At 72.5% G+C, this 25,134-nt stretch carries 21 protein-coding genes; 16 read left to right on the forward strand and 5 right to left on the reverse strand.

The features are described from left to right. Window positions 1-14: 14 nt before the first annotated feature. From AB0J21_RS06420 to hutI, 3 genes are read left to right on the forward strand one after another with little or no spacing between them, the layout of a single operon-like run. The gene (locus AB0J21_RS06420) at window positions 15-1,220 is read left to right on the forward strand and encodes an allantoate amidohydrolase (RefSeq protein ID WP_363144718.1); all 1,206 of its coding nucleotides are present in this window, start codon (window positions 15-17) and stop codon (window positions 1,218-1,220) included. Then, the gene (locus tag AB0J21_RS06425; RefSeq protein ID WP_363144661.1) at window positions 1,211-2,608 is read left to right on the forward strand and encodes a formimidoylglutamate deiminase; all 1,398 of its coding nucleotides are present in this window, start codon (window positions 1,211-1,213) and stop codon (window positions 2,606-2,608) included. The genes AB0J21_RS06420 and AB0J21_RS06425 overlap by 10 nt, the downstream gene beginning before the upstream one ends. After that, complete coding sequence (hutI, locus tag AB0J21_RS06430) at window positions 2,605-3,780, forward strand: imidazolonepropionase (RefSeq protein WP_363144662.1); 1,176 nt, start codon at window positions 2,605-2,607, stop codon at window positions 3,778-3,780. Before AB0J21_RS06425 ends, hutI begins: the two co-directional genes overlap by 4 nt. Window positions 3,781-3,959: 179 nt before the next feature. Here hutI and AB0J21_RS06435 read toward each other — a convergent pair whose 3' ends face one another. Then, a complete protein-coding gene (locus AB0J21_RS06435) occupies window positions 3,960-4,901 on the reverse strand; it encodes an RNA polymerase sigma factor SigF (protein WP_363144663.1) in 942 nt (313 codons plus the stop codon). Between the two features lie 414 nt (window positions 4,902-5,315). On the opposite strand from AB0J21_RS06435, the gene AB0J21_RS06440 reads away from it, so the two are divergent. Both AB0J21_RS06440 and AB0J21_RS06445 read left to right on the forward strand, forming a co-directional pair. Continuing rightward, entirely contained in the window at window positions 5,316-5,684 is a 369-nt protein-coding gene (locus AB0J21_RS06440) for an STAS domain-containing protein (protein WP_363144664.1), read from the forward strand. 313 nt (window positions 5,685-5,997) lie between these two features. Beyond that, window positions 5,998-6,498, forward strand: a complete 501-nt coding sequence (locus AB0J21_RS06445; protein WP_363144665.1) for an ATP-binding protein — start codon at window positions 5,998-6,000, stop codon at window positions 6,496-6,498. A gap of 171 nt (window positions 6,499-6,669) precedes the next feature. On the opposite strand, the gene AB0J21_RS06450 is transcribed toward AB0J21_RS06445, so the two are convergent. Beyond that, entirely contained in the window at window positions 6,670-7,317 is a 648-nt protein-coding gene (locus AB0J21_RS06450; protein ID WP_363144719.1) for a helix-turn-helix domain-containing protein, read from the reverse strand. Between the two features lie 155 nt (window positions 7,318-7,472). Between AB0J21_RS06450 and AB0J21_RS06455 the strand changes: the two genes are divergently transcribed. Beyond that, window positions 7,473-8,936 (forward strand): MFS transporter, encoded by a 1,464-nt coding sequence (locus AB0J21_RS06455; protein ID WP_363144666.1) that lies wholly within the window; start codon window positions 7,473-7,475, stop codon window positions 8,934-8,936. Window positions 8,937-9,072: 136 nt separating this feature from the next. Here AB0J21_RS06455 and AB0J21_RS06460 read toward each other — a convergent pair whose 3' ends face one another. Continuing rightward, window positions 9,073-10,563 carry an oligopeptide:H+ symporter gene (locus AB0J21_RS06460; protein ID WP_363144667.1) on the reverse strand — a complete coding sequence of 497 codons (1,491 nt, stop codon included), beginning with the start codon at window positions 10,561-10,563 and terminating at the stop codon, window positions 9,073-9,075. A 526-nt stretch (window positions 10,564-11,089) separates the two neighbouring features. Between AB0J21_RS06460 and AB0J21_RS06465 the strand changes: the two genes are divergently transcribed. Both AB0J21_RS06465 and AB0J21_RS06470 read left to right on the forward strand, forming a co-directional pair. Continuing rightward, window positions 11,090-11,767 carry a response regulator transcription factor gene (locus tag AB0J21_RS06465; protein ID WP_363144668.1) on the forward strand — a complete coding sequence of 226 codons (678 nt, stop codon included), beginning with the start codon at window positions 11,090-11,092 and terminating at the stop codon, window positions 11,765-11,767. Between the two features lie 108 nt (window positions 11,768-11,875). Then, window positions 11,876-13,168 (forward strand): ATP-binding protein, encoded by a 1,293-nt coding sequence (locus tag AB0J21_RS06470; RefSeq protein WP_363144669.1) that lies wholly within the window; start codon window positions 11,876-11,878, stop codon window positions 13,166-13,168. Window positions 13,169-13,224: 56 nt separating this feature from the next. On the opposite strand, the gene AB0J21_RS06475 is transcribed toward AB0J21_RS06470, so the two are convergent. Beyond that, the gene (locus AB0J21_RS06475) at window positions 13,225-13,866 is read right to left on the reverse strand and encodes a GtrA family protein (protein ID WP_363144670.1); all 642 of its coding nucleotides are present in this window, start codon (window positions 13,864-13,866) and stop codon (window positions 13,225-13,227) included. Between the two features lie 251 nt (window positions 13,867-14,117). Between AB0J21_RS06475 and AB0J21_RS06480 the strand changes: the two genes are divergently transcribed. The 4 genes from AB0J21_RS06480 (at window position 14,118) to AB0J21_RS06495 (ending at window position 18,553) form a co-directional block, all read left to right on the forward strand. After that, window positions 14,118-15,236, forward strand: coding sequence for a 5-(carboxyamino)imidazole ribonucleotide synthase (locus AB0J21_RS06480; RefSeq protein WP_363144720.1), 1,119 nt, complete (start codon window positions 14,118-14,120; stop codon window positions 15,234-15,236). Then, a complete protein-coding gene (gene purE / locus AB0J21_RS06485; RefSeq protein WP_363144671.1) occupies window positions 15,233-15,769 on the forward strand; it encodes a 5-(carboxyamino)imidazole ribonucleotide mutase in 537 nt (178 codons plus the stop codon). Before AB0J21_RS06480 ends, purE begins: the two co-directional genes overlap by 4 nt. Before the next feature lie 143 nt (window positions 15,770-15,912). Further along, window positions 15,913-17,112, forward strand: coding sequence for a dipeptidase (locus tag AB0J21_RS06490; protein WP_363144672.1), 1,200 nt, complete (start codon window positions 15,913-15,915; stop codon window positions 17,110-17,112). Window positions 17,113-17,377: 265 nt separating this feature from the next. Beyond that, a complete protein-coding gene (locus AB0J21_RS06495; protein WP_363144673.1) occupies window positions 17,378-18,553 on the forward strand; it encodes a S1 family peptidase in 1,176 nt (391 codons plus the stop codon). Window positions 18,554-18,640: 87 nt separating this feature from the next. Here AB0J21_RS06495 and AB0J21_RS06500 read toward each other — a convergent pair whose 3' ends face one another. Further along, window positions 18,641-19,987: a UDP-glucose/GDP-mannose dehydrogenase family protein gene (locus AB0J21_RS06500; protein WP_363144674.1), complete on the reverse strand. Its 1,347-nt coding sequence runs from the start codon at window positions 19,985-19,987 to the stop codon at window positions 18,641-18,643. Window positions 19,988-20,270: 283 nt separating this feature from the next. Between AB0J21_RS06500 and AB0J21_RS06505 the strand changes: the two genes are divergently transcribed. From AB0J21_RS06505 to AB0J21_RS06520, 4 genes are all read left to right on the forward strand, one after another. After that, window positions 20,271-21,377, forward strand: a complete 1,107-nt coding sequence (locus AB0J21_RS06505; protein ID WP_363144721.1) for an acyl-CoA dehydrogenase family protein — start codon at window positions 20,271-20,273, stop codon at window positions 21,375-21,377. Window positions 21,378-21,761: 384 nt separating this feature from the next. Beyond that, window positions 21,762-22,121, forward strand: coding sequence for a hypothetical protein (locus AB0J21_RS06510; RefSeq protein WP_363144675.1), 360 nt, complete (start codon window positions 21,762-21,764; stop codon window positions 22,119-22,121). 88 nt (window positions 22,122-22,209) lie between these two features. Next, on the forward strand, window positions 22,210-23,460 hold the full coding sequence (locus tag AB0J21_RS06515; protein WP_363144676.1) for a protein phosphatase 2C domain-containing protein: 1,251 nt from the start codon (window positions 22,210-22,212) through the stop codon (window positions 23,458-23,460). A 234-nt stretch (window positions 23,461-23,694) separates the two neighbouring features. After that, on the forward strand, window positions 23,695-25,014 hold the full coding sequence (locus AB0J21_RS06520; protein WP_363144722.1) for an IS630 family transposase: 1,320 nt from the start codon (window positions 23,695-23,697) through the stop codon (window positions 25,012-25,014). Window positions 25,015-25,134: the final 120 nt, after the last annotated feature.

Here is a 25,134-nt window from a genome sequence, read left to right on the forward strand (position 1 = left end):
CCGGCTTCACCGGCATGTGGCGGGACCTGCTCCCGCTCGGCCGCGACGCCCGCTCCGGCGGCTACCGCCGCTTCGCCTGGACGCCCGCCGACACCGAGACGCGCGACTGGTTCCGGCAGCAGGCCGCCGACCGCGAACTGGCCTACGAGGAGGACCGCAACGGCAACCAGTGGGCCTGGCTCGGCGATCCGCTCGGGGACGGGGCCGTCGTCACCGGCTCCCACCTCGACTCCGTGCCCGACGGCGGCGCCTTCGACGGACCACTCGGCGTCGTCAGCGCCTTCGCCGCACTCGACGAGCTGAAGGAACGCGGCGCCCGGCCCGTAAGGCCCCTCGCCGTCACCAACTTCGCCGACGAGGAGGGCGCCCGCTTCGGCCTCGCGTGCGTCGGCTCCCGGCTCAGCGCCGGGGCGCTCACCAAGGAAGCGGCGTACGCGCTGCGCGACGCCGAGGGCATCAGCCTCCCGCAGGCCATGGAGGCCGCCGGACACGACCCGGAGACGATCGGCGCCGACCCCGAACGGCTCGCCCGGATCTCCGCGTACGTCGAACTCCACGTCGAACAGGGGCGGGCGCTCGACCTCACCGGCGACCCCGTCGGCATCGCCAGCGCCATCTGGCCGCACGGCCGCTGGCGCTTCGACTTCCGGGGCGAGGCCAACCACGCGGGCACCACCCGGCTCGCCGACCGGCACGACCCGATGCTGCCGTACGCCGAGACCGTGCTCGCCGCCCGCCGCGAGGCCGCCCTCGCCCAGGCCGTCGCGACCTTCGGGAAGATCGCCGTCGTCCCCGGCGGCGTCAACGCCATCCCCTCCCTCGTACGCGGCTGGCTCGACTCGCGCGCCGCCGACCAGCCCACCCTCGACACGGTCGTCACCGCGATCGAGGAGGCCGCCCGCGAGGCCGCCGCGCGCGAGGGCGTCGACGTCGACGTCGTCCGCGAGTCCTTCACGCCCGTGGTCGAGTTCGGGCACGCCCTGCGCACCGAACTCGGCAAGGTCCTCGGCCGGGAGAACGACGGGCGCGCCGTGCCCGTCCTGCCGACCGGGGCGGGACACGACGCCGGAATCCTCTCCGCCGCCGTCCCCACCGCCATGCTGTTCGTCCGCAACCCCACCGGCGTCTCCCACGCGCCCGCCGAACACGCGGACGAGGCCGACTGCCTGGCCGGGGTCACGGCCCTCGCCGACGTACTGGAGGAACTGGCGTGCCGCTGAACCCACCCCCCGGCGCGCGCGGCGGCGCCCCCGAGACCGTCTACTGGCTCGAACACGCCTGGCTCGGCACCCACACCGAGCCGGGCGTGGCCCTGCACACCGCCGGGGGCCGCATCACCGCCGTGCACACCGGCGTCCCCACGCCGCCGCCCGGCGCGACCGCCCTGCGCGGACTCACCCTCCCCGGGCTCGCCAACGCCCACTCGCACGCCTTCCACCGCGCGCTGCGCTCCCGCGTGCAGCGCGGCAGCGGCACCTTCTGGACCTGGCGCGACACGATGTACGAGGTCGCCGCCCGGCTCACTCCCGACAGCTACTACGCCCTGGCCCGCGCCGTCTACGCCGAAATGGCGCTCGCCGGGATCACCGCCGTCGGCGAGTTCCACTACGTGCACCACCAGGCCGACGGCACGCCCTACGCCCACCCCAACGCCATGGGCGAGGCGCTGATCGCCGCCGCGGCGGACGCCGGAATCCGCATCACCCTGCTCGACACCGTCTACCTGTCCGCCGGTTTCGGCGCCCCGCCCGAGGCCCACCAGCTCCGCTTCAGCGACGGCGACGCCGACCGCTGGGCCGCCCGCGCCGACGCCCTCCTCGGCGCCGAGGACACGCACACGCGGATCGGCGCCGCGATCCACTCCGTGCGCGCCGTGCCCGCCGCACAGCTCGCCACCGTCGCCGACTGGGCCCGGGAGCGCTCCGCGCCCCTGCACGTCCACCTCTCCGAGCAGACCGCCGAGAACGAGGCGTGCCTCGCCGCGCACGGACGCACCCCGACCCGGCTCCTCGCCGACCACGGCGTCCTCGGCGCCCGCACCACCGGCGTCCACAACACCCACCTCACCGACGAGGACGTCCGCCTCCTCGGCGACAGCACCACCGGCACCTGCATGTGCCCCACCACCGAACGCGACCTCGCCGACGGCATCGGGCCCGCCGCCCGCCTCCAGGACGCGGGCAGCCCCCTGTCGCTGGGCAGCGACAGCCACGCCGTCATCGACCTGTTCGAAGAGGCCCGCGCCCTCGAACTCGACGAACGCCTGCGCACCCGCACCCGGGGCCACTGGCCGGCCGCCGCCCTCCTGACCGCCGCCTCCGCCGACGGGCACGCCGCCCTCGGCCGGGACGACGCGGGCCGCCTCAGCCCCGGCGCCCTCGCCGACCTCACCACCATCGCCCTCGACACCGTCCGCACCGCCGGGGCCCCGCCCCGGCTCGGCGCCGAGACCGCCGTGTTCGCCGCGACCGGGGCCGACGTCCGGCACACCGTGGTCGGCGGCCGCCACCTCGTCCGCGACGGCCGCCACACCCGCGTCGAGGACCCCGCCCGCGCCCTCACCGAAGCGATCACCGCGCTGTACGCCCAGGAGGACCACCCCGTATGAGCCGCACGACCCTCCTCACCGGCATCGGCAGCCTCGTCACCAACGACCCGGAGTACGGCGACGGCAGCCGGCTCGGGCTGCTCACGAACGCCGCGCTGCTCGTCGAGGACGGGCACGTCGCCTGGGCCGGACCGGCCGCCGCCGCGCCCGCCGCCGACACCGTCCACGCGCTCGAAGGCCGCGCCGTCGTCCCCGGGTTCGTGGACTCCCACTCCCACCTCGTCTTCGCCGGGGACCGCACCGCCGAGTTCAACGCCCGCATGTCCGGCGAGAGTTACCAGGCCGGCGGCATCCGGACGACCGTCGCCGCGACCCGCGCCGCCACCGACGCCGAGCTGGAGGCCAACCTGCGGCGCCACCTGCGCGAAGGGCTGCGCCAGGGCACCACGACCCAGGAGACCAAGTCCGGCTACGGCCTCACCGTCGCGGACGAGTCCCGCGCGCTGCGCCTCGCCGCCCGCCACACCGACGAGGTCACCTACCTCGGCGCGCACATCCCGGCCCCCGAGTACGCCGAGGACCCGGCCGGCTACGTCGGCCTCGTCACCGGGCCCATGCTCGACGCCTGCGCCCCGTACGCCCGCTGGATCGACGTGTTCTGCGAACAGGGCGCCTTCGACGGCGACCAGGCCCGCGCGATCCTCACCGCCGGAGCGGCGAAGGGCCTCACCCCGCGCGTGCACGCCAACCAGCTCACCTACGGGCCCGGGGTCCAGCTCGCCGTGGAACTCGGCGCCGCGAGCGCCGACCACTGCACCCACCTCACCGAGGCCGACGTCGACGCCCTCGCCCAGGGCACGACCGTCGCGACCCTGCTGCCCGGCGCCGAGTTCTCCACCCGCGCCCCGTGGCCCGACGCCCGGCGGCTGCTGGACGCCGGGGCGAGCGTCGCGCTGTCCACCGACTGCAACCCCGGCTCCTCGTACACGTCCTCGATGCCCTTCTGCATCGCCCTCGCCGTACGGGACATGGGGATGACGCCCGACGAGGCGCTGTGGTCCGCGACGGCCGGCGGTGCCCGCGCCCTGCGCCGCACCGACGTCGGACGGCTCTCCCCGGGGGCCCGCGCCGACCTCGCCGTCCTCGACGCGCCCAGCCACGTCCACTTCGCCTACCGGCCCGGGGTGCCGCTGGTGACCGAGGTGTGGCGCGCCGGAGTCCGCGAGGTCTGAGACGGCGACGGCGTCAACAAAAAAGGGGGCGACGGGAAGGGCCGGGAAGAATTCCGGCCGCGCGGGACATGCCCATGGCACGTGCGGGTACCGGGTACACGGAAGGGCCCGTCCCGAGACCATTCGGGGCGGGCCCTTCACGCACAGCAGCAGTGCACGGAAAAAGAGCGGGGCGTGGGCTACTCGTCGAGCGTCAGGCCCCTGCGCAGCTTCACCAGCGTGCGCGACAGCAGGCGGGACACGTGCATCTGCGAGATGCCCAGTTCCTCGCCGATCTCCGACTGCGTCATGTTGGCCACGAACCGCAGGCTGAGGATCTGCCGGTCGCGCTGCGGCAGCCGGGCGATCATCGGCTTCAGGGACTCGATGTACTCGATCCCCTCCAGGCCGTGGTCCTCGTAACCGATCCGGTCGGCGAGGGCGCCCTCCGAGTCGTCGTCCTCGGGCTGCGCGTCCAGCGAGCTGGCGGTGTACGCGTTGCTCGCCGCCATGCCCTCCACGACCTCCTCGCGGGCGATGCCGAGCTTCTCGGCCAGCTCGCTCGGCGTCGGCGCCCGGTCGAGGCGCTGCGCCAGCTCGTCACCCGCCTTCGCGAGGTCGAGCCGCAGCTCCTGGAGCCGGCGCGGAACCCGCACGGACCACGAGGTGTCACGGAAGAAACGCTTGATCTCACCGATGATCGTCGGCATCGCGAAGGTGGGGAACTCCACACCGCGCGTCAGCTCGAACCGGTCGATCGCCTTGATGAGCCCGATCGTGCCGACCTGGACGATGTCCTCCATCGGCTCACTGCGGGAGCGGAACCGGGAGGCGGCGAACTTGACCAGGGCCAGGTTCAGCTCGACCAGGGTGTTGCGTACGTAGGAATGGGCGTGCGTGCCCTCCTCCAGCAGCTCCAGCCGCTCGAAAAGGGTCTTGGAAAGGGCCCGTGCGTCCAGCGGCCCCACCCGGTCGAACGGCGGGATCGTCGGCAGGTCTGCCAGTCCGGGCAGCTCCGCGAGGGGTCCGGCGGCGGGGGCGAGGGGCCCCGTGTCCGCGCTCTCCGTGCGTTGCGTGGGGATGGTCGACGTCGCCGGTTTCGCCTGCGATGCGTCGAGCTGGGGTGACATGATGTCCTCCATCGTTCTCGGCATATGGCTGCCGATGCCAATACGTGCACTGCGGTGTGCGGCGCCTCCAAAGCCGGCCGTGTCGAATGCTGTGCTTCTAGCCCTACCGGTTCGCACTGACCAGCCGCAAGTGCCAATTGTTGCCAAATGTCCCTTTTCGGGGTGATGTTCGGGTACCGAGACAGGTAACGAAGGCGTAGTGTTCGAGGGCGGCGGTGTGCGCTCAACAGCGGTTAGTCAGCTGGGATGAGCGCTGAGTCAGCACTGAGTCAGCACTGAGTCGGCCCTGAGTCGACACCGGGTCAGCGCTCGGTGAGCACGCGAGTCAGAGCCGCCGCCGCCCGTACGGGCGGCGGCGAGAAGGTGGAGAAGCGGCGGGCGCGGCAGTGCGCCGGCCGCCGTGACAACGGTCGGGAGACATACGGCATGGACCGCGGGACGGTCGGCAGCGCGAACCGGGGACGGCTTCGCGTCGAGGTGCGCACCGAAGGGCCCTGGGCCGTCGTGACGCCGGCCGGTGAGCTGGATCACCACACGGCCGAGCTGCTGCGCGAGCCACTGGAGGCCGCCCTCGACGAGGGCAAGGCCAAGATCGCCATCGACTGCTCCGGTCTGGAGTTCTGCGACTCCACCGGGCTCAACGTCCTGCTCGGCGCCCGCCTCAAGGCGGAGGCGGCGGGCGGCGGCATCCATCTTGCGGGCATGCAGCCCGTGGTGGCGAGGGTGTTCGAGATCACCGGCGCGGACGCCGTCTTCACGGTGCACGCCACCGTCGAGGACGCGCTCACCGGCTGAACCCGGCCCCGGGGCCCGCCCCGCGCCCGGCGGACACGCACGGTCACGCTCTGCGGCAGGCCCGGCGCGCCCGGTCGCGCGGCGGCTGATCCGCAGGTGTCCCGGGCGAGCAGCCGGGCAGGAGACCCCCGAGGCCCCGATACCCCGGCCCCCACGGACCGCACCCGTCCCACGGGCGGAGGGTCCCGCGGACCGGACCAAGCAGTACCCAGGCCCCTGGCAGAACCCGGGCCCGCACCCCACGCGGGCCCGACAACACGAATTGTCGAAGTGTGTGCACTCAGAACTGGCGAATCGGTGAGGTGAAGCGCTGATGAGCACCACCCGGCCGCAACTGCCGGACGACCGCCCGGAACAGGGCGGTTCCGGCGTTGACGACGGGGCCGGGCCGGCCGCCGCCGTCGGGCGGCAGACCCGCAGGCTCACCCTCGTGGGCGCCAGCGGAGTCGTGCCGTTGGCCCGCGACTTCGCCCGCGAGGCGTTGCGCGCGTGGGGCTGGACCCCGGCGACGGGCGCCGACCGCAAAGCGGCCGCCGAGGACGTCCTGCTCGTCGTCTCCGAGCTGGTCACCAACGCCTGCCTGCACGCGGAGGGGCCCGAGGAGATCCTCGTCTCCACCGACGGCAAGACCCTGCGCATCGAGGTCTCCGACCTCGGCAGCGGCGAACCCGCCCCCCGCACCCCGCACCGGGCCGGGCGCCCCGGCGGCCACGGCATGTTCATCGTGCAGCGGCTCTCCACCGACTGGGGCGTCCTGCGCGTCCCCGGAGAGGCCGGGAAGCGCGTGTGGGCCGAGGTCGCCGCACCCGTCTGAGGCGACCGGGCCCGGGCGTCCGTGACGCCGGGTGACCGAGTGGCCGAGCGCACGCCCTGACGCCGAAGGGCACCACGGACTCGTTCCGTGGTGCCCTTCGGCGTTGCCCTGTGGCCCCTGACGGCCGCGCGGACGGCCCGCCCGCCGCCGTCCTCGCGAGGGCCGCCCCGTTCAGGCCCCGGCCTCCAGGCGCAGGCCCGTCAGGGTCAGCTCCAGCGCGGAGCGGAACTGCTCGACGTCGTCGTGGCCTTCGAACTCGTCGACGATCTCGTGCACGAAGGGGAACTCCTCCGCGTCCAGCTCCCGCCAGGCCTTGACGAAGCGGCCGAGGAACTCGTCGCGGTCCGTGGCGCCGTCGAGGATCTCCTGGGGCGGCTCCTGGCCCATGTCGACGGCGGAGCCGACGACGACCCCGATGATCGCGGACACGGCGTGGAACCGCTGGCGCGCGCTGAGTTCGAGACGGAGGGTCTGCCGGCCGAGCCGGTCGTACAGGCGCAGGGAGTTGCCCTGGACGTTGGTGTTGCGCATGAAGTAGGCGCCCAGCCACGGCCGGTCGACGATCGCGTCGAAGAGCGTCAGGGCCATCGCGCGCAGGTCGTCGATCGGGTCGGCGCTGTCCGGCAGCGCCTCGACGTCGGCCAGCACCTCGCCGATCACGTGGTCGGTGGCGCGGTCGAGCAGTTCCTCCTTGCTTGAGACGTACCAGTAGATGCTGGCGACGCCGCCGCCGAGGCGCTGCGCGAGCGCCCGGAACGTCAGCGCCGGAGCACCGGCCTCGTCGAGCAGGGCCACCGCCTCGGTGAGCACCGACTCCATCGAGTGCGAAGCGCGTCGGCGCCCCTCGCCCGGACGTTTCTGCACGCGTGCCATGGCTCACATCCCTGTGCGTCTTGCGCAGTATCGAACGTTGTTCTATCTTAACTCATCGTACGTTGTTCGATAGTCGAACCGCGTTCGACTGGAGGGCTTTCATGACTACTACCGCCACGCCGCACACCACCCCGTCACGCACCTACACGTCCCTGAGCGCGGCGTGGATTCCGCTGGCGGCGCTGTGCCTGGCCTTCTTCGTCGAGATGGTCGACAACACGCTGCTGTCGATCGCGCTGCCCACGATCGGCCGCGACCTCGGCAGCGGGACGACCGCGCTCCAGTGGGTCACCGGGGCCTACTCGCTGACCTTCGGCGGCCTGTTGCTCACCGCGGGCTCGATGGCCGACCGGCTCGGCCGCCGTCGCGTGCTGCTGGTCGGGCTCGCCGTGTTCGGCGCGCTGAGCCTGTGCGTCGTCCTCGTCACCACGGCGGGCCAGCTCATCGCCCTGCGGGCCGCGCTCGGGGTCGCCGCCGCGGCGATGGCCCCGATCACCAACTCGCTGGTCTTCCGCCTGTTCGAGGACAAGGCCCTGCGGATGCGGGCCATGACGGTGATGATCGTCGTCGGCATGTCCGGCTTCGTCCTCGGGCCGCTGCTCGGCGGCACCGCGCTGGCCCATGTGCGGTGGGAGTGGCTGCTCGTCGTCAACGCGCCGATCGCGGTGATCGCGTGCATAGGCGTCCGGCTCGGCGTCCCGGCCGACCGGCCCGAGGACCTGACCAAGGACCGGCTCGACCTGCCGGGCTCCGTCCTGAGCGTGAGCGCCATCGGCCTCGCCTGCTACTCGCTGACCAGCGGTGTCGACCACGGCTGGGCCTCCGCGGCCACCCTCGCGTCCGTCGTCGGCGCCGTCGCGGCCGCGCTCGCCTTCGTGTGGCACGAGCGGCGCAGCGCGGCACCCATGCTGGACCTGAAGCTCTTCTCCAACGGCACGGTCCGGGGCGCCGCCATCGCGCAGACCGGGACCTCCATCGCGATGGCCGGCGTGATGTTCGGGCTGATCCTCCACTTCCAGTACGCCTACGGATGGAGCCCGGTGCGGGCCGGCCTCGCCAACCTGCCGATCATCGTGACGATGCTCGTCGCGACCCCCCTGTCCGAGTGGCTCGGGCGCCGGTTCGGCCACCGCGTCGCCTGCCTGGTCGGCGCGGCCTGCCTGGCCGGTTCGCTCGCGGGTCTCTCGTGGGGCGTCGACCACGGCTACGCCGCCATCGCCACCTGCATGGTGCTCATGACCGTGGGGCTGCGCACCGTGATGACGATCTGCGCGGTCGCCCTCGTCGACGCGATGCCCAGCAACCGCACCTCGATCGGCGCGGCCCTCAACGACACCGCGCAGGAGGTCGGTTCCAGCGTCGGTACCGCTCTGGTCGGCACCCTGATCGCCGCTCTGGTCACCACCCAGCTCCCGGCGGGCACCTGGAGCGGCGGCCTCGTCGCGTCCTTCTTCCACGGCGAGCGGGTCACCTACGCCCTGCTCGCGGTCGTCGTCGGACTCATCGCGGCGGGCGGCGCGCTGAGCCTCACCAACTCCCGCACGGTCGAGGAACCGGCCGACTGACCGATGCGGAGGAGCAGGGGCCCGCGAGGGCCCGGCCCCGCCCGTACGCCGACGCCGAAGGGGCGGGCCCCGGAGTTCCGGGACCCGCCCCTTCGGCGTTGTCGCGCACCGCGTCGGACGCGGTCGGCGAGGGTGCTCAGTGCACCTCGCCCATCTGCGCCTTGACCTGCCTGCGGTACATGAAGACCGCGAGACCGGCGAGCGCCGCGAGCGCCGCCTCGGCGGCCACGATGCCCGTCTTGTTGAGGTCGGCCCCGGCCAGCGACATCAGGCTCGTCACGCAGTCGCCCGCCGTCACGGCGAGGAACCACACGCCCATCATCTGCGAGCTGTACTTCTCCGGGGACATCTTCGTCGTCACCGACAGGCCCACCGGGGACAGGCACAGCTCACCGACGGTCTGCACGAAGTAGATGGCGACCATCCACATCGGGCTGACCCGGCCGCCGTCCGTCGTCTGCATGAGCGGGATCATGAAGACGAAGAAGGAGACGCCGATCAGGAAGAGGCCGGAGGCGAACTTCGTGACCGTGCTCGGCTCCTTGCCGCGCCGGTTCAGCGCGAGCCAGATCCAGGCGGTGACCGGGGCCAGCGCCATGACGAGGACCGGGTTGACCGACTGGTACCAGGAGGTCGGGAAGTGGAAGCCCAGCAGGCTGTTGGTGGTCCTCTCGTCCCCGAACAGGGACATCGTGGAACCGCCCTGGTCGTAGATCATCCAGAACAGGGCGGCGGCCACGAAGAACCAGATGTACGCCGACATCTTCGACTGCTCGGCCTGCGAGAGGTCCTTGTCGCGCTTGATCCGGGCGAGCACCCACACGGGGATGACCAGACCGGCCACGGTGATCGGGACCAGCGCCCAGTTCAGCGTGTAGACGCCGGTGGCCACGAGCACGCCGTAGACCACGGCGGCCACGATCAGCCAGGTCAGGCCCTTGCGCAGGACCGACCGCTTCTCCTCGGCGGAGATCGGCTTCGGTACGACGCTGCTGACCGGGTCCAGGTGCCGGCTGCCCAGCAGGAACTGGACGAGGCCCAGCGCCATGCCGAGCGCGGCGATCCCGAAGCCCAGGTGCCAGTTCACGTTCTCGCCGACGGTGCCGATGATCAGCGGTGCGGCGAAGGAGCCCACGTTGATGCCCATGTAGAACACCGTGAAGCCGCCGTCACGACGCGGGTCGTCCGGCCCCTGGTAGAGGTGACCGACCATCGTCGAGATCGTGGACTTCAGCAGGCCGGAACCGATCGCGACCAGGACCAGGCCCCCGAAGAAGGTGCCTTCGCCGGGCAGGGCCAGCGTGAGGTGGCCGAGCATGATCACGCCCGAGGCCACGGCGGTCGTCTTCCGCGGGCCCCAGAACCGGTCGGCTATCCAGCCGCCCGGCAGGGCGAGGAGGTACACCATCGCCAGGTAGATGGAGTAGATCGCCGTGGCCGTGCCCGCGTTCATGTGCAGGCCGCCGGGGGCGACGAGGTACAGCGGGAGCAGGGCCCTCATGCCGTAGAAGCTGAAGCGCTCCCACATCTCGGTCATGAAGAGGGTGGCCAGTCCGCGGGGATGGCCGAAGAAGGTCTTCTGGCCGCCGGCGGTACCGGCGGCGTCCTTCGTCAGGCTGGGCGCCATGGTCGTTCCTTGCGGTGGGGGGCAGCCGGCACCGGCACACCGGGAGACTTCCCACGTCCGACGCGGTCCACCCCGTTGGGGAGGGTGGCGAGGAAGTACCGGCGCCCCGGGAACCACGCCCTGTGCGCTTCCTCGCGCGCGGGGCCCGGCCACAGGTCGTTGACAGAGGGCCGCCCATGAGGAGACGGCCCGGACGTGCCGGCCCCCGGACCTCCCGGCGGGCACGGACACAAAAGGACCTGTTCGCGGGCAGAGCACACGAAAGGTCCGGGAAAAGTGCGTCAGACTCGAATCACCCTACGGCATGAAACCGGGCGACAAGGAAGCGTTTGAGACATCGATCACAGGTGAGCAAGGGAACTCTGCCTTCTTTCCAAGGCCGCACGCCCTTTTCTCCGTGCTTTCCAGTGGGTCCGGCCCAGCCCCGTCCCGGCGGCACACAGAAGATCCACAGGGGCCCCCGAGCGGCCCCACGGCCTGCGGCGTCAGCCCGCGAGGGGGCTGACGCGCGGTCTACCATCAGTCCATGACCCGTGTACTGCTCGCTGAGGATGACGCGTCCATCTCGGAGCCCCTGGCCCGCGCCCTGCGCCGCGAGGGCTACGAGGTGGAGGTGCGCGAGGACGGCCCCACCGCACTCGACGCGGGCGTGCAGGGCACCATCGACCTCGTCGTCCTCGACCTCGGGCTGCCCGGGATGGACGGACTGGAGGTCGCCCGCCGGCTGCGCGCCGAGGGCCTCGCGGTACCCATCCTCATCCTCACCGCCCGCGCCGACGAGGTGGACACCGTCGTCGGCCTGGACGCGGGCGCCGACGACTACGTCACCAAGCCCTTCCGCCTCGCCGAACTGCTCGCCCGGGTCCGGGCCCTGCTGCGGCGCGGCGCCTCCGAGCCCGCGCAGCCGCCCGCCACGCACGGCGTGCGCATCGACGTCGAGTCGCACCGCGCCTGGATGGGCGACGAGGAGTTGCAGCTCACCGCCAAGGAGTTCGACCTGCTGCGGGTCCTGGTGCGTGACGCGGGCCGCGTGGTGACCCGCGACCAGCTCATGCGCGAGGTGTGGGACACCACCTGGTGGTCCTCCACCAAGACCCTCGACATGCACATCTCCTGGCTGCGCAAGAAACTCGGCGACGACGCCGCGAACCCGCGCTACATCGCCACCGTGCGCGGCGTCGGCTTCCGCTTCGAGAAGAGCTGAGCCACGGCGGCCTCCGGCACCGGCGCCGCGCCCGCGGCCCCGGTGGACCGCCCCGCCGGGGCCGGGGCATCGGCCGGGGCCGGCGCCGCGCCCCCGCACAATGGGTCCATGCGCCGACGACTGATCCAGTCCACCCTCGCCGTGGTGCTCGTCGTGATCGCCGTCTTCGGCGTCTCCCTCGTCATCGTGGAGACCCAGACCATCACGAGCACCGCCCAGGAACGGGTCGAGTCCGAGGCGGTCCGCCTCGTCTCCATCGTGGACAGCCGGCTCATAGGAGAGGAACGGATCAGCGCGGAGATCCTGCGCGACCAGGTCGACCCCGAGCGCTACGCCGTCGTACGGCTCAGGAACCGCGAGCCCCTCGCCATCGGCGACAAACCCCGGGGCGAGGTGATCGAGGCGACCGAGCACGGCGAGGCCGGGGAGTCCGTCACCGTCCAGGAACCGCGCTCCGAGGTCACCCGCGAGGTCGGCCGGACCCTGCTGATCATCGCGCTGGTCGCGCTGCTCGCCATCGTCGCCGCCGTCCTGCTCGCCGTCCGCCAGGCCAACCGCCTCGCCGCCCCCCTCACCGACCTCGCCGAGACCGCCGTACGCCTCGGCTCAGGAGACCCGCGCCCGCGCCACAAGCGGTACGGGGTGCAGGAACTCGACCGGGTCGCCGACGTCCTCGACGCCTCCGCCGAACGCATCGCCCGCATGCTCACCGCCGAACGCAGGCTCGCCGCCGACGCCTCCCACCAACTGCGCACCCCGCTCACCGCGCTGTCGATGCGGCTGGAGGAGATCACCCTCACCGACGACCTCGACACCGTGAAGGACGAGGCGACGATCGCCCTCACCCAGGTCGAGCGCCTCACCGACGTCGTCGAGCGGCTGCTCACCAACTCCCGCGACCCGCGCACCGGCTCCGCCGTCTCCTTCGACCTCGACGAGGTCGTCAAACAGCAGGTCGAGGAGTGGCTGCCCGCCTACCGCAACGAGGGCCGCGCGATCGTGCGCTCGGGCCGGCAGCGGCTGCGCGCCGTGGGCACCCCCGGCGCGGTCGCCCAGGTGCTGGCCGCGCTCATCGAGAACTCCCTGATGCACGGGGGCGGCACCGTCGCGCTGCGCACCCGCGTCATCGGCAACCAGGCCGTCATCGAGGTCACCGACGAGGGGGCCGGAGTCCCCGCCGACCTCGGCGCCCGCATCTTCGAGCGCGCCATCTCCGGCCGCAACTCCACCGGAATCGGCCTCGCGGTGGCCCGCGACCTCGCCGAGGCGGACGGCGGGCGCCTCGAACTCATCCAGTCCAGCCCGCCCGTCTTCGCCCTGTTCCTCGCCCGCACCCAGCCGCGCCGGGCCACGAGCGAGGACGAGGGGAACGAGGGGGGCGGGGCGGGGACGGTGCGGTAGACGGCCGGGGCCGTCGCCGTCCGGCCCGCCGTGCCGTCTCGGCCGGCTCAGTCGTCTCAGTCGACGCGCGCGTGCCGGGCCGCGCGGTGGCGGCCGTTCCTGCCGTGGCCGGGGCCCGCGCCGGGGCGGCCGGGGGTGCGGCCCTCGGGGGCGCCGCCGCGTGCGACGACCGGCGAAGGGGTCAGCGAACCGTGCACGAGCCCCCGGTGCGGCTCGGCGACGGTCAGGACGGACTCGGCCTGCGCCACCGGGTCCGGGGCGGGCAGCGTACGGAACACCCACGAGCGGTACGACCAGAACCGGAACAGGGTCGCGACGCCGATCCCGACGAACTTCATGACGTTCGACTGGAGCGGGGTGTCGAGCCCGAAGCCGTAGGTGCCCAGGTAGAGCACCCCGTTCTCGATGACCAGGCCCACGACGCTGAACGCGGCGAAAAGGATCAGTTCCCGGGTCCGTCCGGTCTTCTCGCGGTCGCGGTAGGTGAAGTAACGGAACCCGATGTAGTTGAAGACGATCGCGACGATGGTCGCGATGATGCTGGCCCGGACCACCGGCACCGAGGTCGCGTGGCGCACGATGTTGAAGGTCAGCAGATTGACGAGGACGCCCGCACCGCCGACCGCGCCGAACTTGGCCACCTCCGCGCCCAGTCGTCTCAGGCGCGAGGAGTGGGGCAGGGCACTGTCGTTCGTCATATGGCGCTCGGTCCCTGTCTGGGCGATGGAATACCCGCCATGCTAACCAGCGCCGCCCCCCGTCGCCCGGGCACCACGGCAAAGAACGAACGCACTCGGTCAACGGCCGATCACTCTCGGAGGGAACGCGCAGGTGTGACGCGGGTAACCGGAAGAGAGGAAAGTACGCCCGGTCCCGGCCGGACACCGGCGCGTCCCGTCCCACCGCGCCGGGCCGATACCCTGGAGCGGTGACATTTCCGGTAGTCGGCATGGTCGGCGGTGGCCAGCTCGCGCGCATGACGCACGAGGCGGGCATCCCGCTTGGCATCAGGTTCAAGCTCCTCAGTGACACCCCCCAGGACTCGGCGGCACAGGTGGTGAACGAGGTGGTGGTCGGCGACTACCGCGACCTCGACACCCTGCGCGCCTTCGCCCAGGGCTGCGACGTGATCACTTTCGACCACGAGCACGTGCCCACGGAGCACCTGCGCGCCCTGGAGGCGGCCGGTATCCCCGTGCGGCCGGGCCCGGACGCGCTCGTGCACGCCCAGGACAAGGGCGTCATGCGGGCCAGGCTCACCGAGATCGGAGCGCCCTGCCCGCGCCACCGTCTCGTGAGCGACCCGGCGGACGTGGCCGCCTTCGCCGCGGAGGGCGACGGCTTCCCCGTCGTCCTCAAGACCGTGCGCGGCGGCTACGACGGCAAGGGCGTGTGGGTCGTGCGCTCCGTAGAGGACGCCGAACCGCCCTTCCACGCCGGGGTCCCGGTGCTCGCCGAGGAACTGGTCCCCTTCCGCCGGGAACTGGCCGCCAACGTCGTGCGCTCCCCGCACGGGCAGGCCGTCGCCTACCCGGTCGTCGAGTCCCAGCAGGTCGACGGCGTGTGCGACACCGTGATCGCGCCCGCGCCCGGGCTGTCCGAGGAACTCTCCGGGCAGGCCCAGGACCTCGCGCTGCGCATCGCGCGCGAACTCGGCGTCGTCGGCCACCTCGCGGTCGAGCTGTTCGAGACCGAGGACGGCCGCATCCTCGTCAACGAACTCGCGATGCGCCCGCACAACTCCGGGCACTGGACGCAGGACGGAGCGATCACCTCGCAGTTCGCCAACCACCTGCGGGCCGTCCTCGACCTCCCGCTCGGCGACCCGCGCCCGCGCGCCCGCTGGACGGTCATGGGCAACGTCCTCGGCGGCGACTTCCCCGACATGTACTCCGCGTACCTGCACTGCATGGCCCGCGACCCGCAGCTCAAGATCCATATGTACGGCAAGGACGTGAAGCCCGGCCGTAAGGTCGGCCACGTGAACACCTACGGCGACGACCTGGACGAGGTGCTGGAGCGCGCCCGTCACGCAGCCGGCTACCTCCGAGGGACGATCACCGAATGAGCACCACCACCGGACCTCTCGTCGGCGTCGTCATGGGCTCCGACTCGGACTGGCCCGTCATGGAGGCCGCCGCGAAGGCCCTCGACGAGTTCGGGATCCCCTACGAGGTGGACGTCGTCTCCGCGCACCGCATGCCGCGCGAGATGATCGCGTACGGCGAGGACGCGGCCGACCGGGGCCTGAAGGCGATCATCGCCGGGGCCGGGGGCGCCGCCCACCTGCCCGGCATGCTCGCCTCCGTCACCCCGCTGCCCGTCATCGGCGTGCCCGTACCGCTCAAGTACCTCGACGGCATGGACTCCCTGCTGTCCATCGTGCAGATGCCCGCCGGGGTGCCGGTCGCGGCCGTCTCGGTCGGCGGCGCCCGCAACGCCGGACTGCTCGCCGCCCGGATCCTCGCCGCCCACGACGAGGAACTGCTCGGCCGGATGCGCGACTTCCAGCAGGACCTGAACGCCCAGGCCACCGAGAAGGGCAAGCGGCTGCGCGCCAAGGCGCAGGGCGAGGGCGACCGCTTCGGCTTCGGCAAGTGAGGCCGGGGCACACAGGGCGGCGGTAGTGGGCGTCCGGAGCCTCGCGCGCGTGCCGTGCGGGACCCGCTCCGGACACCCCTGAGCCGCCGGGTACATCAGCAGGCCGCGAGGGCCCCGCGCGGGCCCGGTAAGTTGAGGACACGATGACGACCGACCGTCTCGAAGAGGCGCGTGCGCTGCTCGCCGACCACCCCGTGATCGACGGGCACAACGACCTGCCCTGGGCGATGCGCGAACAGGTCCGCTACGACCTCGGCGCACGGGACATCGCCGAGGACCAGCGGACGTACCTGCACACCGACCTCGCCCGGCTGCGGCAGGGCGGGGTCGGCGGACAGTTCTGGTCCGTGTACGTCGAGAGCTCGCTCAGCGGGGACGCCGCGGTCGCCGCGACCCTCGAACAGATCGACTTCGTCGACCAGTTGCTGGCCCGCTACCCCGAGGCCCTCGCCGAGGCCAGGACCGCCGACGACATCGAGCGGGCCCGCACCTCCGGCCGGGTCGCCTCCCTCAAGGGCGCCGAGGGCGGCCACTCGATCGCCAACTCCCTCGCCACGCTGCGCGCGTTCTACGCGCTCGGCGTGCGCTACATGACGCTCACCCACAACGACAACACCGACTGGGCGGACTCCGCGACCGACAAGCCGGGGGTCGGGGGCCTGTCGGCCTTCGGCGTCGAGGTGGTCCGCGAGATGAACCGGCTCGGGATGCTCGTCGACCTCTCGCACGTCGCGCCCAGCACGATGCACGCCGCGCTCGACGCGAGCGAGGCCCCGGTCGTCTTCTCGCACTCCTCGGCCCGCGCGGTCTGCGACCACGTGCGCAACATCCCCGACGACGTCCTGGAGCGGCTGCCCGCCAACGGCGGGGTCGCGATGGCCACCTTCGTGCCGAAGTTCATCCTGCCCGAGGCGGGGGAGTGGACGCTGCGCGCCGACGAGAACCTGCGCGCGCAGGGCTTCCACCACCTCGACACGACGCCCGCCGCGATGGCCGCGCACCGCGCCTTCGAGGCCGAGCACCCGCGCCCCTTCGCGACGGCCGCGACCGTCGCCGACCACCTCGACCACATGCGCGAGGTCGCCGGCGTGGAACACATCGGCATCGGCGGGGACTACGACGGAACGGCGTTCACCCCCAAGGGACTCGACGACGTCTCGGGCTACCCGCACCTGATCGCGGAACTCCTCGGCCGGGGCTGGTCGCGCGCCGACCTCGCCAGGCTCACCTGGCAGAACCCGGTCCGGGTGCTGCGGGACGCGGCCTCCGCCGCCCGCGCCATCCAGGAGCACCGCGGCCCGTCCAACGCGACCATCGAACAGCTCGACGGCCCGCGCGACTGAACCACCGAGGCCGGAGCGGGCCGCAGCGCCCGCCCCACCCTCCCCCGGAGGCCGGGCACTTGCACCGTCAAGCGCCCGGCCTCCGGCGTGAGCTGACCGGTTGATCGTCGCGCTGGCCGAATTCCGCCCGGCCCGTAAACCCGGGCGCGCATTGGCCTGTACCTATGACCCGACCGTCGTTAGGCTCCCCTTCACGGCGCCCCAGCAGGGCTTCGGGGCTCCACTGTTCCGCCCCCACTTCTGGAACAACGAAGGGCCAACCCCTATGCACCGCAGTAGAGTTGTGCGCTCCGGCCTCTCCGCCCTCCTCCTGTTCGGCGCTCTCGCCGGTACCGGCGCGGCCACCGCCGCCGCCTCCGACACCCCCAGCACCTCCCCCGCCGTGAAGCCGTCCGCGAAGCCCGCCTCCGACGGCGTACTCGCCGCCATGCAGCGGGACTTCAAGCTCACCGCCCCGCAGGCCGAGGCCAGGCTCGCGGCCGAGAAGAGCGCCGCCCGCGTGGACCTCGCCGCCCGCAAGGCGGCCGGAGGGGCGTACGCGGGCTCGTGGTTCGACGCGGACAGCGGGAAGCTCACCGTCGCCGTCACGAAGGGCGCCGCGGCCTCCGCCGTACGCGCCACCGGGGCGCGCGTCACCACCGCCGAGCACAGCGCCCGGCAGCTCGACGCCGTCAAGTCCCGCATCGACAAGCTCAAGGCGCCCGCCGCAGTCACCGGCTGGCACATCGACCCCCGTACCAGCCGCGTCGTGGTCGAAGTGCTCCCCGCCCGGCAGTCGGACAACGATGTCCACGCCTTCCTCGCGAAGGCGAAGGACGCGGGCCCGGTCACCGTCGCCGAGGCGAAGGGCGCCGCCGAACGACCCCGGCCGCTCGCGGCCGGCACGGTCGGCGGCGACCCCTTCTACACCGGCAACGTCCGCTGTTCCATAGGCTTCTCGGTGGTCGGCGGCTTCGTCACCGCCGGGCACTGCGGCCGGCCCGGCCAGGAGGTGCGCGGCTGGGACAACAGCTACGTCGGCAACATCCAGGGCTCGACCTTCCCCGGTGACGACATGGCCTGGGTCAACGTCGGCAGCGGCTGGTGGACCACGCCCGTCGTGATCGGCTGGGGCACCGTCTCCGACCAGCTCGTACGCGGCTCCAACGTGGCCCCGGCCGGCTCCTCGATCTGCCGTTCCGGCTCCACCTCGCACTGGCACTGCGGCACCGTGCTCGGCCTCAACGAGACCATCAACTACGCCGACGGAGCGGTCTACGAGGCGACCCGCACCAACGTGTGCGCCGAACCCGGCGACTCCGGCGGCTCGTTCATCAGCGGCGACCAGGCGCAGGGCGTCACCTCCGGCGGCTGGGGCGACTGCGCCTCGGGCGGTGAGACCTGGTTCCAGCCGGTCAACGAGATCCTCGGCCGCTACGGGCTGACCCTCCTGACCAGCTGACCTCCCCGCACACACGGAAGGCGACCGGGGCCCGGCCCCGGTCGCCTCTTCGCGTGAGTGCCCGTCGCGGCGGACGGCCTTCGGCTCTCAGGCCCCCGGGCGCCCCATCGCCCGGTACGTCCAGCCGGCCTTGCGCCAGCGGTCCGGGTCCAGGGCGTTGCGGCCGTCGAGCAGGATCCGGCTCCCCACCACCTCGCCGAGCGCGGCCGGGTCGAGGTCGCGGAACTCGCGCCACTCGGTCAGGTGCAGGACGACATCGGCGCCCCGCACCGCCTCCAGCGCCGAGTCGGCGTACCCGAGGGTCGGGAAGAGCCGGGCCGCGTTGTCCATGCCCCGGGGGTCGTACACCGTGACCTGGCCGCCCTGGAGGTGGATCTGCCCGGCCACGTTGAGCGCGGGGGAGTCCCGTACGTCGTCGGAGTCCGGCTTGAAGGCGGCGCCCAGGACCCCGACCCGTACGCCGAGGAAGCTGCCGCCGGCGATCTCGCGGGCCATGTCGACCATCTGGCCCCGGCGCCGCATGTTGATCGAGTCGATCTCGCGCAGGAAGGTCAGCGCCTGGTCCGCGCCCAGCTCACCGGCGCGCGCCATGAAGGCCCGGATGTCCTTCGGCAGACAGCCGCCGCCGAAGCCGATCCCGGCGCGCAGGAACTTGGGGCCGATCCGGTCGTCGTACCCGAGGGCCTCGGCGAGCCGCGCCACGTCGCCGCCCGCCGCCTCGCACACCTCGGCCATCGCGTTGATGAAGGAGATCTTCGTGGCGAGGAAGGAGTTGGCGGAGACCTTGACCAGCTCGGCCGTCGGGTAGTCGGTCACCAGGAACGGGGTGCCGTCCGCGAGCGCCGTGGCGTACACCTCGCGCAGCAGGGCCTCGGCCCGCTCGCTGCCCACGCCGACGACGATGCGGTCCGGGTGCAGCGTGTCCTTGACCGCGTAGCCCTCGCGCAGGAACTCCGGGTTCCAGGCGAGTTCCGCGTCGGCGCCCGCCGGGGCCTTCTCACGCAGCAGCGCGGCCAGCCGGGCGGCCGAACCGACCGGGACCGTGGACTTGCCGACCACCAGCGCGGGCCGCTTCAGGTGCGGGGCCAGCGAGGAGACGGCCGCGTCGACGTAACTCATGTCGCACGCGTACTCGCCGTGCTTCTGCGGGGTGTTGACGCACAGGAAGTGCACGTCACCGAAGTCCGCGACCTCCTCGAACGAGGTGGTGAACCGCAGCCGTCCCGTCGAGCCCTCGATGCCGGGCACGTGCCGCCGCAGCACCTCCTCCAGCCCCGGTTCGTACATCGGGACCTCGCCGCGGCTCAGCAGCTCGACCTTCTCGGGCACCACGTCGAGCCCCAGCACCTCGAAACCCAGTTCCGCCATCGAGGCGGCGTGGGTCGCGCCGAGGTAGCCGGTGCCGATGACGGTGATCCTGGGCGGGGTGGCCATACGGGTACTCCTGATCGGACGGCGAAGTGCGCTGCCCGAGCATATCCGTGCGCCCCCGCCGCGCCCGGGGCCCAGCCGTCGAGGGGCTGTCGGGAAGCTCACGCGCCGATCGTCCCGAGGCCGTAGGCCGGGCGGGCCGGGCCGCCTATCATCGGGGTTACTCAACGGTAGTCAGCTGCGCGGTACGCGCGGTGAGCACGTGGGAAGACCTGGGAAGACCTCGGCGCCAAGGGAGACAGCTGTGTCCGACTTCGATCTGTACCGTCCGGCGGAGGAGCACGACATGCTCCGGGAGACGGTCCGTGCGCTGGCCGAGGCGAAGATCGCCCCGTTCGCTGCCGAGGTGGACGAGCAGGGCCGTTTCCCGCAGGAGGCGCGGGACGCGCTGACCGCCGCCGACCTGCACGCCGTGCACGTGCCCGAGTCCTACGGCGGTGCGGGCGCCGACGCGCTGGCCACCGTCATCGTGATCGAGGAGGTCGCCCGCGTGTGCGCCTCCTCCTCGCTGATCCCGGCCGTCAACAAACTCGGCTCCCTGCCCGTGATCCTCTCCGGCTCCGAGGAACTGAAGGCGAAGTACCTGGGCCCCCTGGCCCGGGGCGAGGCCATGTTCTCCTACGCCCTGTCCGAACCCGACGCCGGCTCGGACGCCGCGGGCATGAAGACCAAAGCCGTACGCGAGGGCGACACCTGGGTGCTCAACGGCGTCAAGCGCTGGATCACCAACGCCGGGGTCTCCGACTACTACACCGTCATGGCCGTCACCGACCCCGCCCAGCGCTCCCGGGGCATCTCCGCGTTCGTCGTGGAGAAGAGCGACGAGGGCGTCTCCTTCGGCGCCCCGGAGAAGAAGCTCGGTATCAAGGGCTCCCCGACCCGCGAGGTCTACCTCGACAACGTGCGTATCCCCGCCGACCGCATGATCGGCGCCGAGGGCACCGGCTTCGCCACCGCGATGAAGACCCTCGACCACACCCGCATCACCATCGCCGCCCAGGCCCTGGGCATCGCACAAGGCGCACTGGACTACGCCAAGGGCTACGTGCGCGAGCGCAAGCAGTTCGGCAAGCCGGTCGGTGACTTCCAGGGCGTGCAGTTCATGCTCGCCGACATGGCCATGAAACTGGAGGCCGCCCGCCAGCTCACCTACGCCGCCGCCGCCAAGTCCGAGCGTGTGGACGGGGACCTGACCTTCTTCGGGGCCGCCGCCAAGTGCTACGCCTCCGACGCCGCGATGGACATCACCACCGACGCCGTCCAGCTCCTGGGCGGCTACGGCTACACCCGCGACTACCCCGTCGAACGCATGATGCGCGACGCCAAGATCACCCAGATCTACGAGGGCACCAACCAGGTCCAGCGCATCGTCATGGCCCGCAACCTGCCCTGACCGACGGCGCGACGACCGAGTGGTGAAGCGGTGGCCCCGGGCGCGCCCGGGACCACCGCTCGCTGAGCGGCCGCCGACAGGACCGTCCCAGGACGGCCGTCACACCGCCGCTCGCCAGGGCCACTTGGGGGGGCGAGGCCCGAGGCCACGTACAGGAGGAGCTCCGCGACGTACGCGAACGCCGCGAGCCGCCGCAGGCCCGGCCGCCTCGGCGTCACGACCAGCTCCCGGCCGCCCCGGTCCACCGCCCGCGTGAGGCCCCGCCGGTCACCGTCCCACCCCCGTACACACGTCTTCGTCCCGGTTGCCCGCCGGTGCCGCGTGTCCAAGGCGCCCGCCGCGGCGTTGTCCACTCCGTACGGACCGTCGCAGAGAGGGAACCCCGTGAAGCACGCCAAGCACGCCAAGCGCTCGCACACCGCGCAGTACGCCAAGGCCGCCGCCGTCGTCACCGGCGCGGTGCTCGCGGCGGGCGTCGCCGCCCCCGCGTTCGCCGCCCCGTCCCCCGTCCAGTCGCTGCCCGTCCTCGGCGGGACCCTCGGCGGGCTCTCCGGTGGGGAGGTGCACGAGACCCCGCTGGACGACCCGCAGGTCGGCAAGGTCGTGCACTCCGTCGAGCAGACCGGCGGCGCGCTCGTCGGCCAGCTCATGGCGGCCCGCGCCGGGGGCCACGGCCAGGGCAACGCGCCGATGGTCGGCGGGCTGCCGCTCAGCGCCCTGCCCATCAGCTCGCCGCTCGGCTGACGCCCGCCCCGCACCCCGCTTCGCCCCGCCCCGGCCGGCCCGCCCCGCGCGCGTCCGCCGGGGCGCCCACGTCTTGCGGAAGGTCCCGATGGACGACATCACCACCCGGCCCGCCGACCGTTACGAGGCGCTGGCCCGGCACGAGGAACGGCTGCGGCGCGAGCGTCGCCAGGCCAGGGCCGTCGCCGTACGGCAGGCCGCGTTCGACGCCCGCCGCCCGCCCGCCGGACGCCGCAACGCCGCGCTCGACGCGCTGCTGCCGCCCGCCAGGGAACCCGTGGCCGCCCGGGCCCCGGCGGGGAAGGGCGACCGGGCGGCCGGGTACGTGGGGGGCGTCGGCGCCCGCCCCGCCGCCGGCGGCTTCGACGCGTTCGCCGACTCCGCCATCGCCGTCGTCCACCCGGCCGCCGGACAGGAGGTCGACCTCGACCTGCGCCTGGGACCGCCCCCGGCCGCCCCCGCCCGGCGGCCTGTCCGGCCCGAGCGCCCGCCGCTGCCCGCGCGCGGCACCCTCACGGACGCCGCCGAGGACTTCGAGGGCGCGCTGCTGCCCGACACCGTGCTCGACGCCGCCGAGAGCGGCGCGCTCAGCGTCCGCGCCGTGTCGGTGCGCGCCGAGCGCTCCCGCCGCCGCGGACTGCCCCGCAGGGACGCGGTGTGCGTCGCGCGGTACGGCCCGGGGCTGCTGCTCGCCGTGGCCCGGGGCCAGGGCACGGCGGCCCGCGCGCACCTCGGCGCCGAACAGGCGTGCCGCCTCGCCCTCGCCCACGTCGTCCGCGAGGCCGCGACCGTCTCGGCCGCCCTGCGCGCGGGCGACGCGCACGCCTTCAGCGCCTTCGCGGACCGCGCCGTCACCTCCGTCGGCGCCCTCCTCGAACACACCGCGCACGGCGCCGGCCACGCCCCTGGCGCGTACGCGACGGCGCTGCGGCTGCTCCTCGTACCGCTGGAGCCGGACGGCGGCGGCCCGGGGCTCATCGCCGTCGGCGAGGGCGGCACGGCACGGCTGCGCGAAGGGATCTGGGACGCCGGTGCCGGGGCGGGCGCCGGCACCGGGAGCCTGCCGTACGGGCGGGGCGGGGCCCGGCCGCCGGTGGCCCGGCTGCTGGAGCCGCTGCGCCCCGGCGACGTCCTGGCCCTGGGCACCGAGGCGCTCGACGGCGACCGGCTCACCCGCGAGTACCTCGCGACGGCCTGGGGCGAGGGCCCGGTGCCCGAACCGGCGGAGCTGCTGCGCCAGGTCCAGCACCGCGTCCCCGCCACGACGGCCGACGCCGACCGCACCGCCGTCGTGCTGTGGCGGAGGGCCGGCGTCCGGGCGGACGGCGCGGGCGGCTAGTGCCGCAGCAGGCAATGTTCGCCCCGTCGCGACGCCCGGCACGTCCTCTCGCCGCACCGGCCGAAAACCCAAGTACGTCCAGTACTAGGGCTTCCGGCCGGCGCACCGAGAGCACGCACCGGACGCCGCTCCTTCACGGGCAAACATTGCCTGCCACGGCACTAGTGTGATGCGCCAGAACTCCTGAGGGTTAGTAAGTACCCTGTTGTCATGTCGCATTCGGGGCCTTCTGCTGTGGCGATCACGTTGTCCGAGGCCGAGCGTGCCGAGTTGTTGCGCCGGACAGAGGTACCGCACCGGCGCTCGGCTGAGAAGGCCCGCATCATCCTGGCGTGCGCTGAGGGCATGTCAAACGCTGGAGTCGCACGGCTCGTGGGTGTCCAGGCCAAGACGGTCGGCAAGTGGCGTCGGGCTTTCGCGGCGGAGCGGATGGCCGGGCTTGAGGACGCCGGGTGGATTGGCCGGCCGAAGCCCGACCTGATCCTCGACGAGACCGAGCGCAGGCAGCTGCAGCAGTGGGCGCGGCGGGCGAAGACCGCTCAGTTCCTCGCGTTGCGTGCCAGGATCGTGCTGCGCTGCGCGGAGGGCGGGACGAATCAGCAGGCCGCGGCCGACCTCGGAATCGACAGGTCGACCGTGGACCGCTGGCGGGCCCGGTTCATCGCGAAGCGCCTCGATGGTCTGCATGACGAGCCGCGCTCGGGCCGGCCGCCCTCGATCCTCCTCGACCAGGTCGAGGAGGTCGTCGTGGCCACCCTGGAGTCGGTCCCGGGCCAGGACACGCACTGGTCGCGGGCCTCGATGGCCCAGCACACCGGCCTGTCGAAGTCGACGGTCGGGCGCATCTGGAAACGGTTCGACCTCAAGCCCCACCTGCAGGACTCCTTCAAGCTGTCCACCGATCCGCAGTTCGTCGCCAAGGTCGTCGACGTTGTCGGCCTGTACCACCACCCGCCCGAGAAGGCGGTCGTGCTCTGCGTGGACGAGAAGAGCCAGATCCAGGCTCTGGACCGGTCCCAGCCGGTGCTGCCGATGATGCCGGGTATGCCCGAACGCCGCACCCACGACTATCTGAGGCACGGCATCACCAGCCTGTTCGCCGCCTTCAACATCGCCGACGGCACCGTCATATCAGCACTGCACCGCCGCCACCGGGCGATCGAGTTCAAGAAGTTCCTGATCCGGATCGACAAGGCGGTGCCCGCCGGACTCGACGTGCATCTCGTCTGCGACAACTACGCCACCCACAACACCGCCGACATCAGGACGTGGCTCGGCAAGCACCCCCGTTTCCACGTCCATTTCACCCCCACCGGCTCCTCGTGGATGAACCAGGTGGAGCGGTGGTTCGGCCTGCTGACCGACAAGCTCATCCGCCGAGGCGTCCACAGGTCCGTGAAGGCCCTGGAGGACGACATCACTGCGTGGATCGACACCTGGAACGAGAACCCACGGCCCTTCACCTGGACCAAGACAGCCGACGAGATCCTCAACTCTCTCGCCGACTACCTCACCAAGGTCGGAACCACCGGCCAGAAAACAGAGCAGAACTAACCCTCAGGAGTTCTGGCGCATCACACTAGTGTCCTGCGCCTGAAATCCTGGCAATATATTTCGATAACGAGTTCAGGATTTCATCGGCGCTCTTGGTCCATGTGAACGGCTTGGGGTCCT

Source organism: Streptomyces sp. NPDC049954 (assembly GCF_040656295.1).
Lineage (GTDB): Bacteria > Actinomycetota > Actinomycetes > Streptomycetales > Streptomycetaceae > Streptomyces.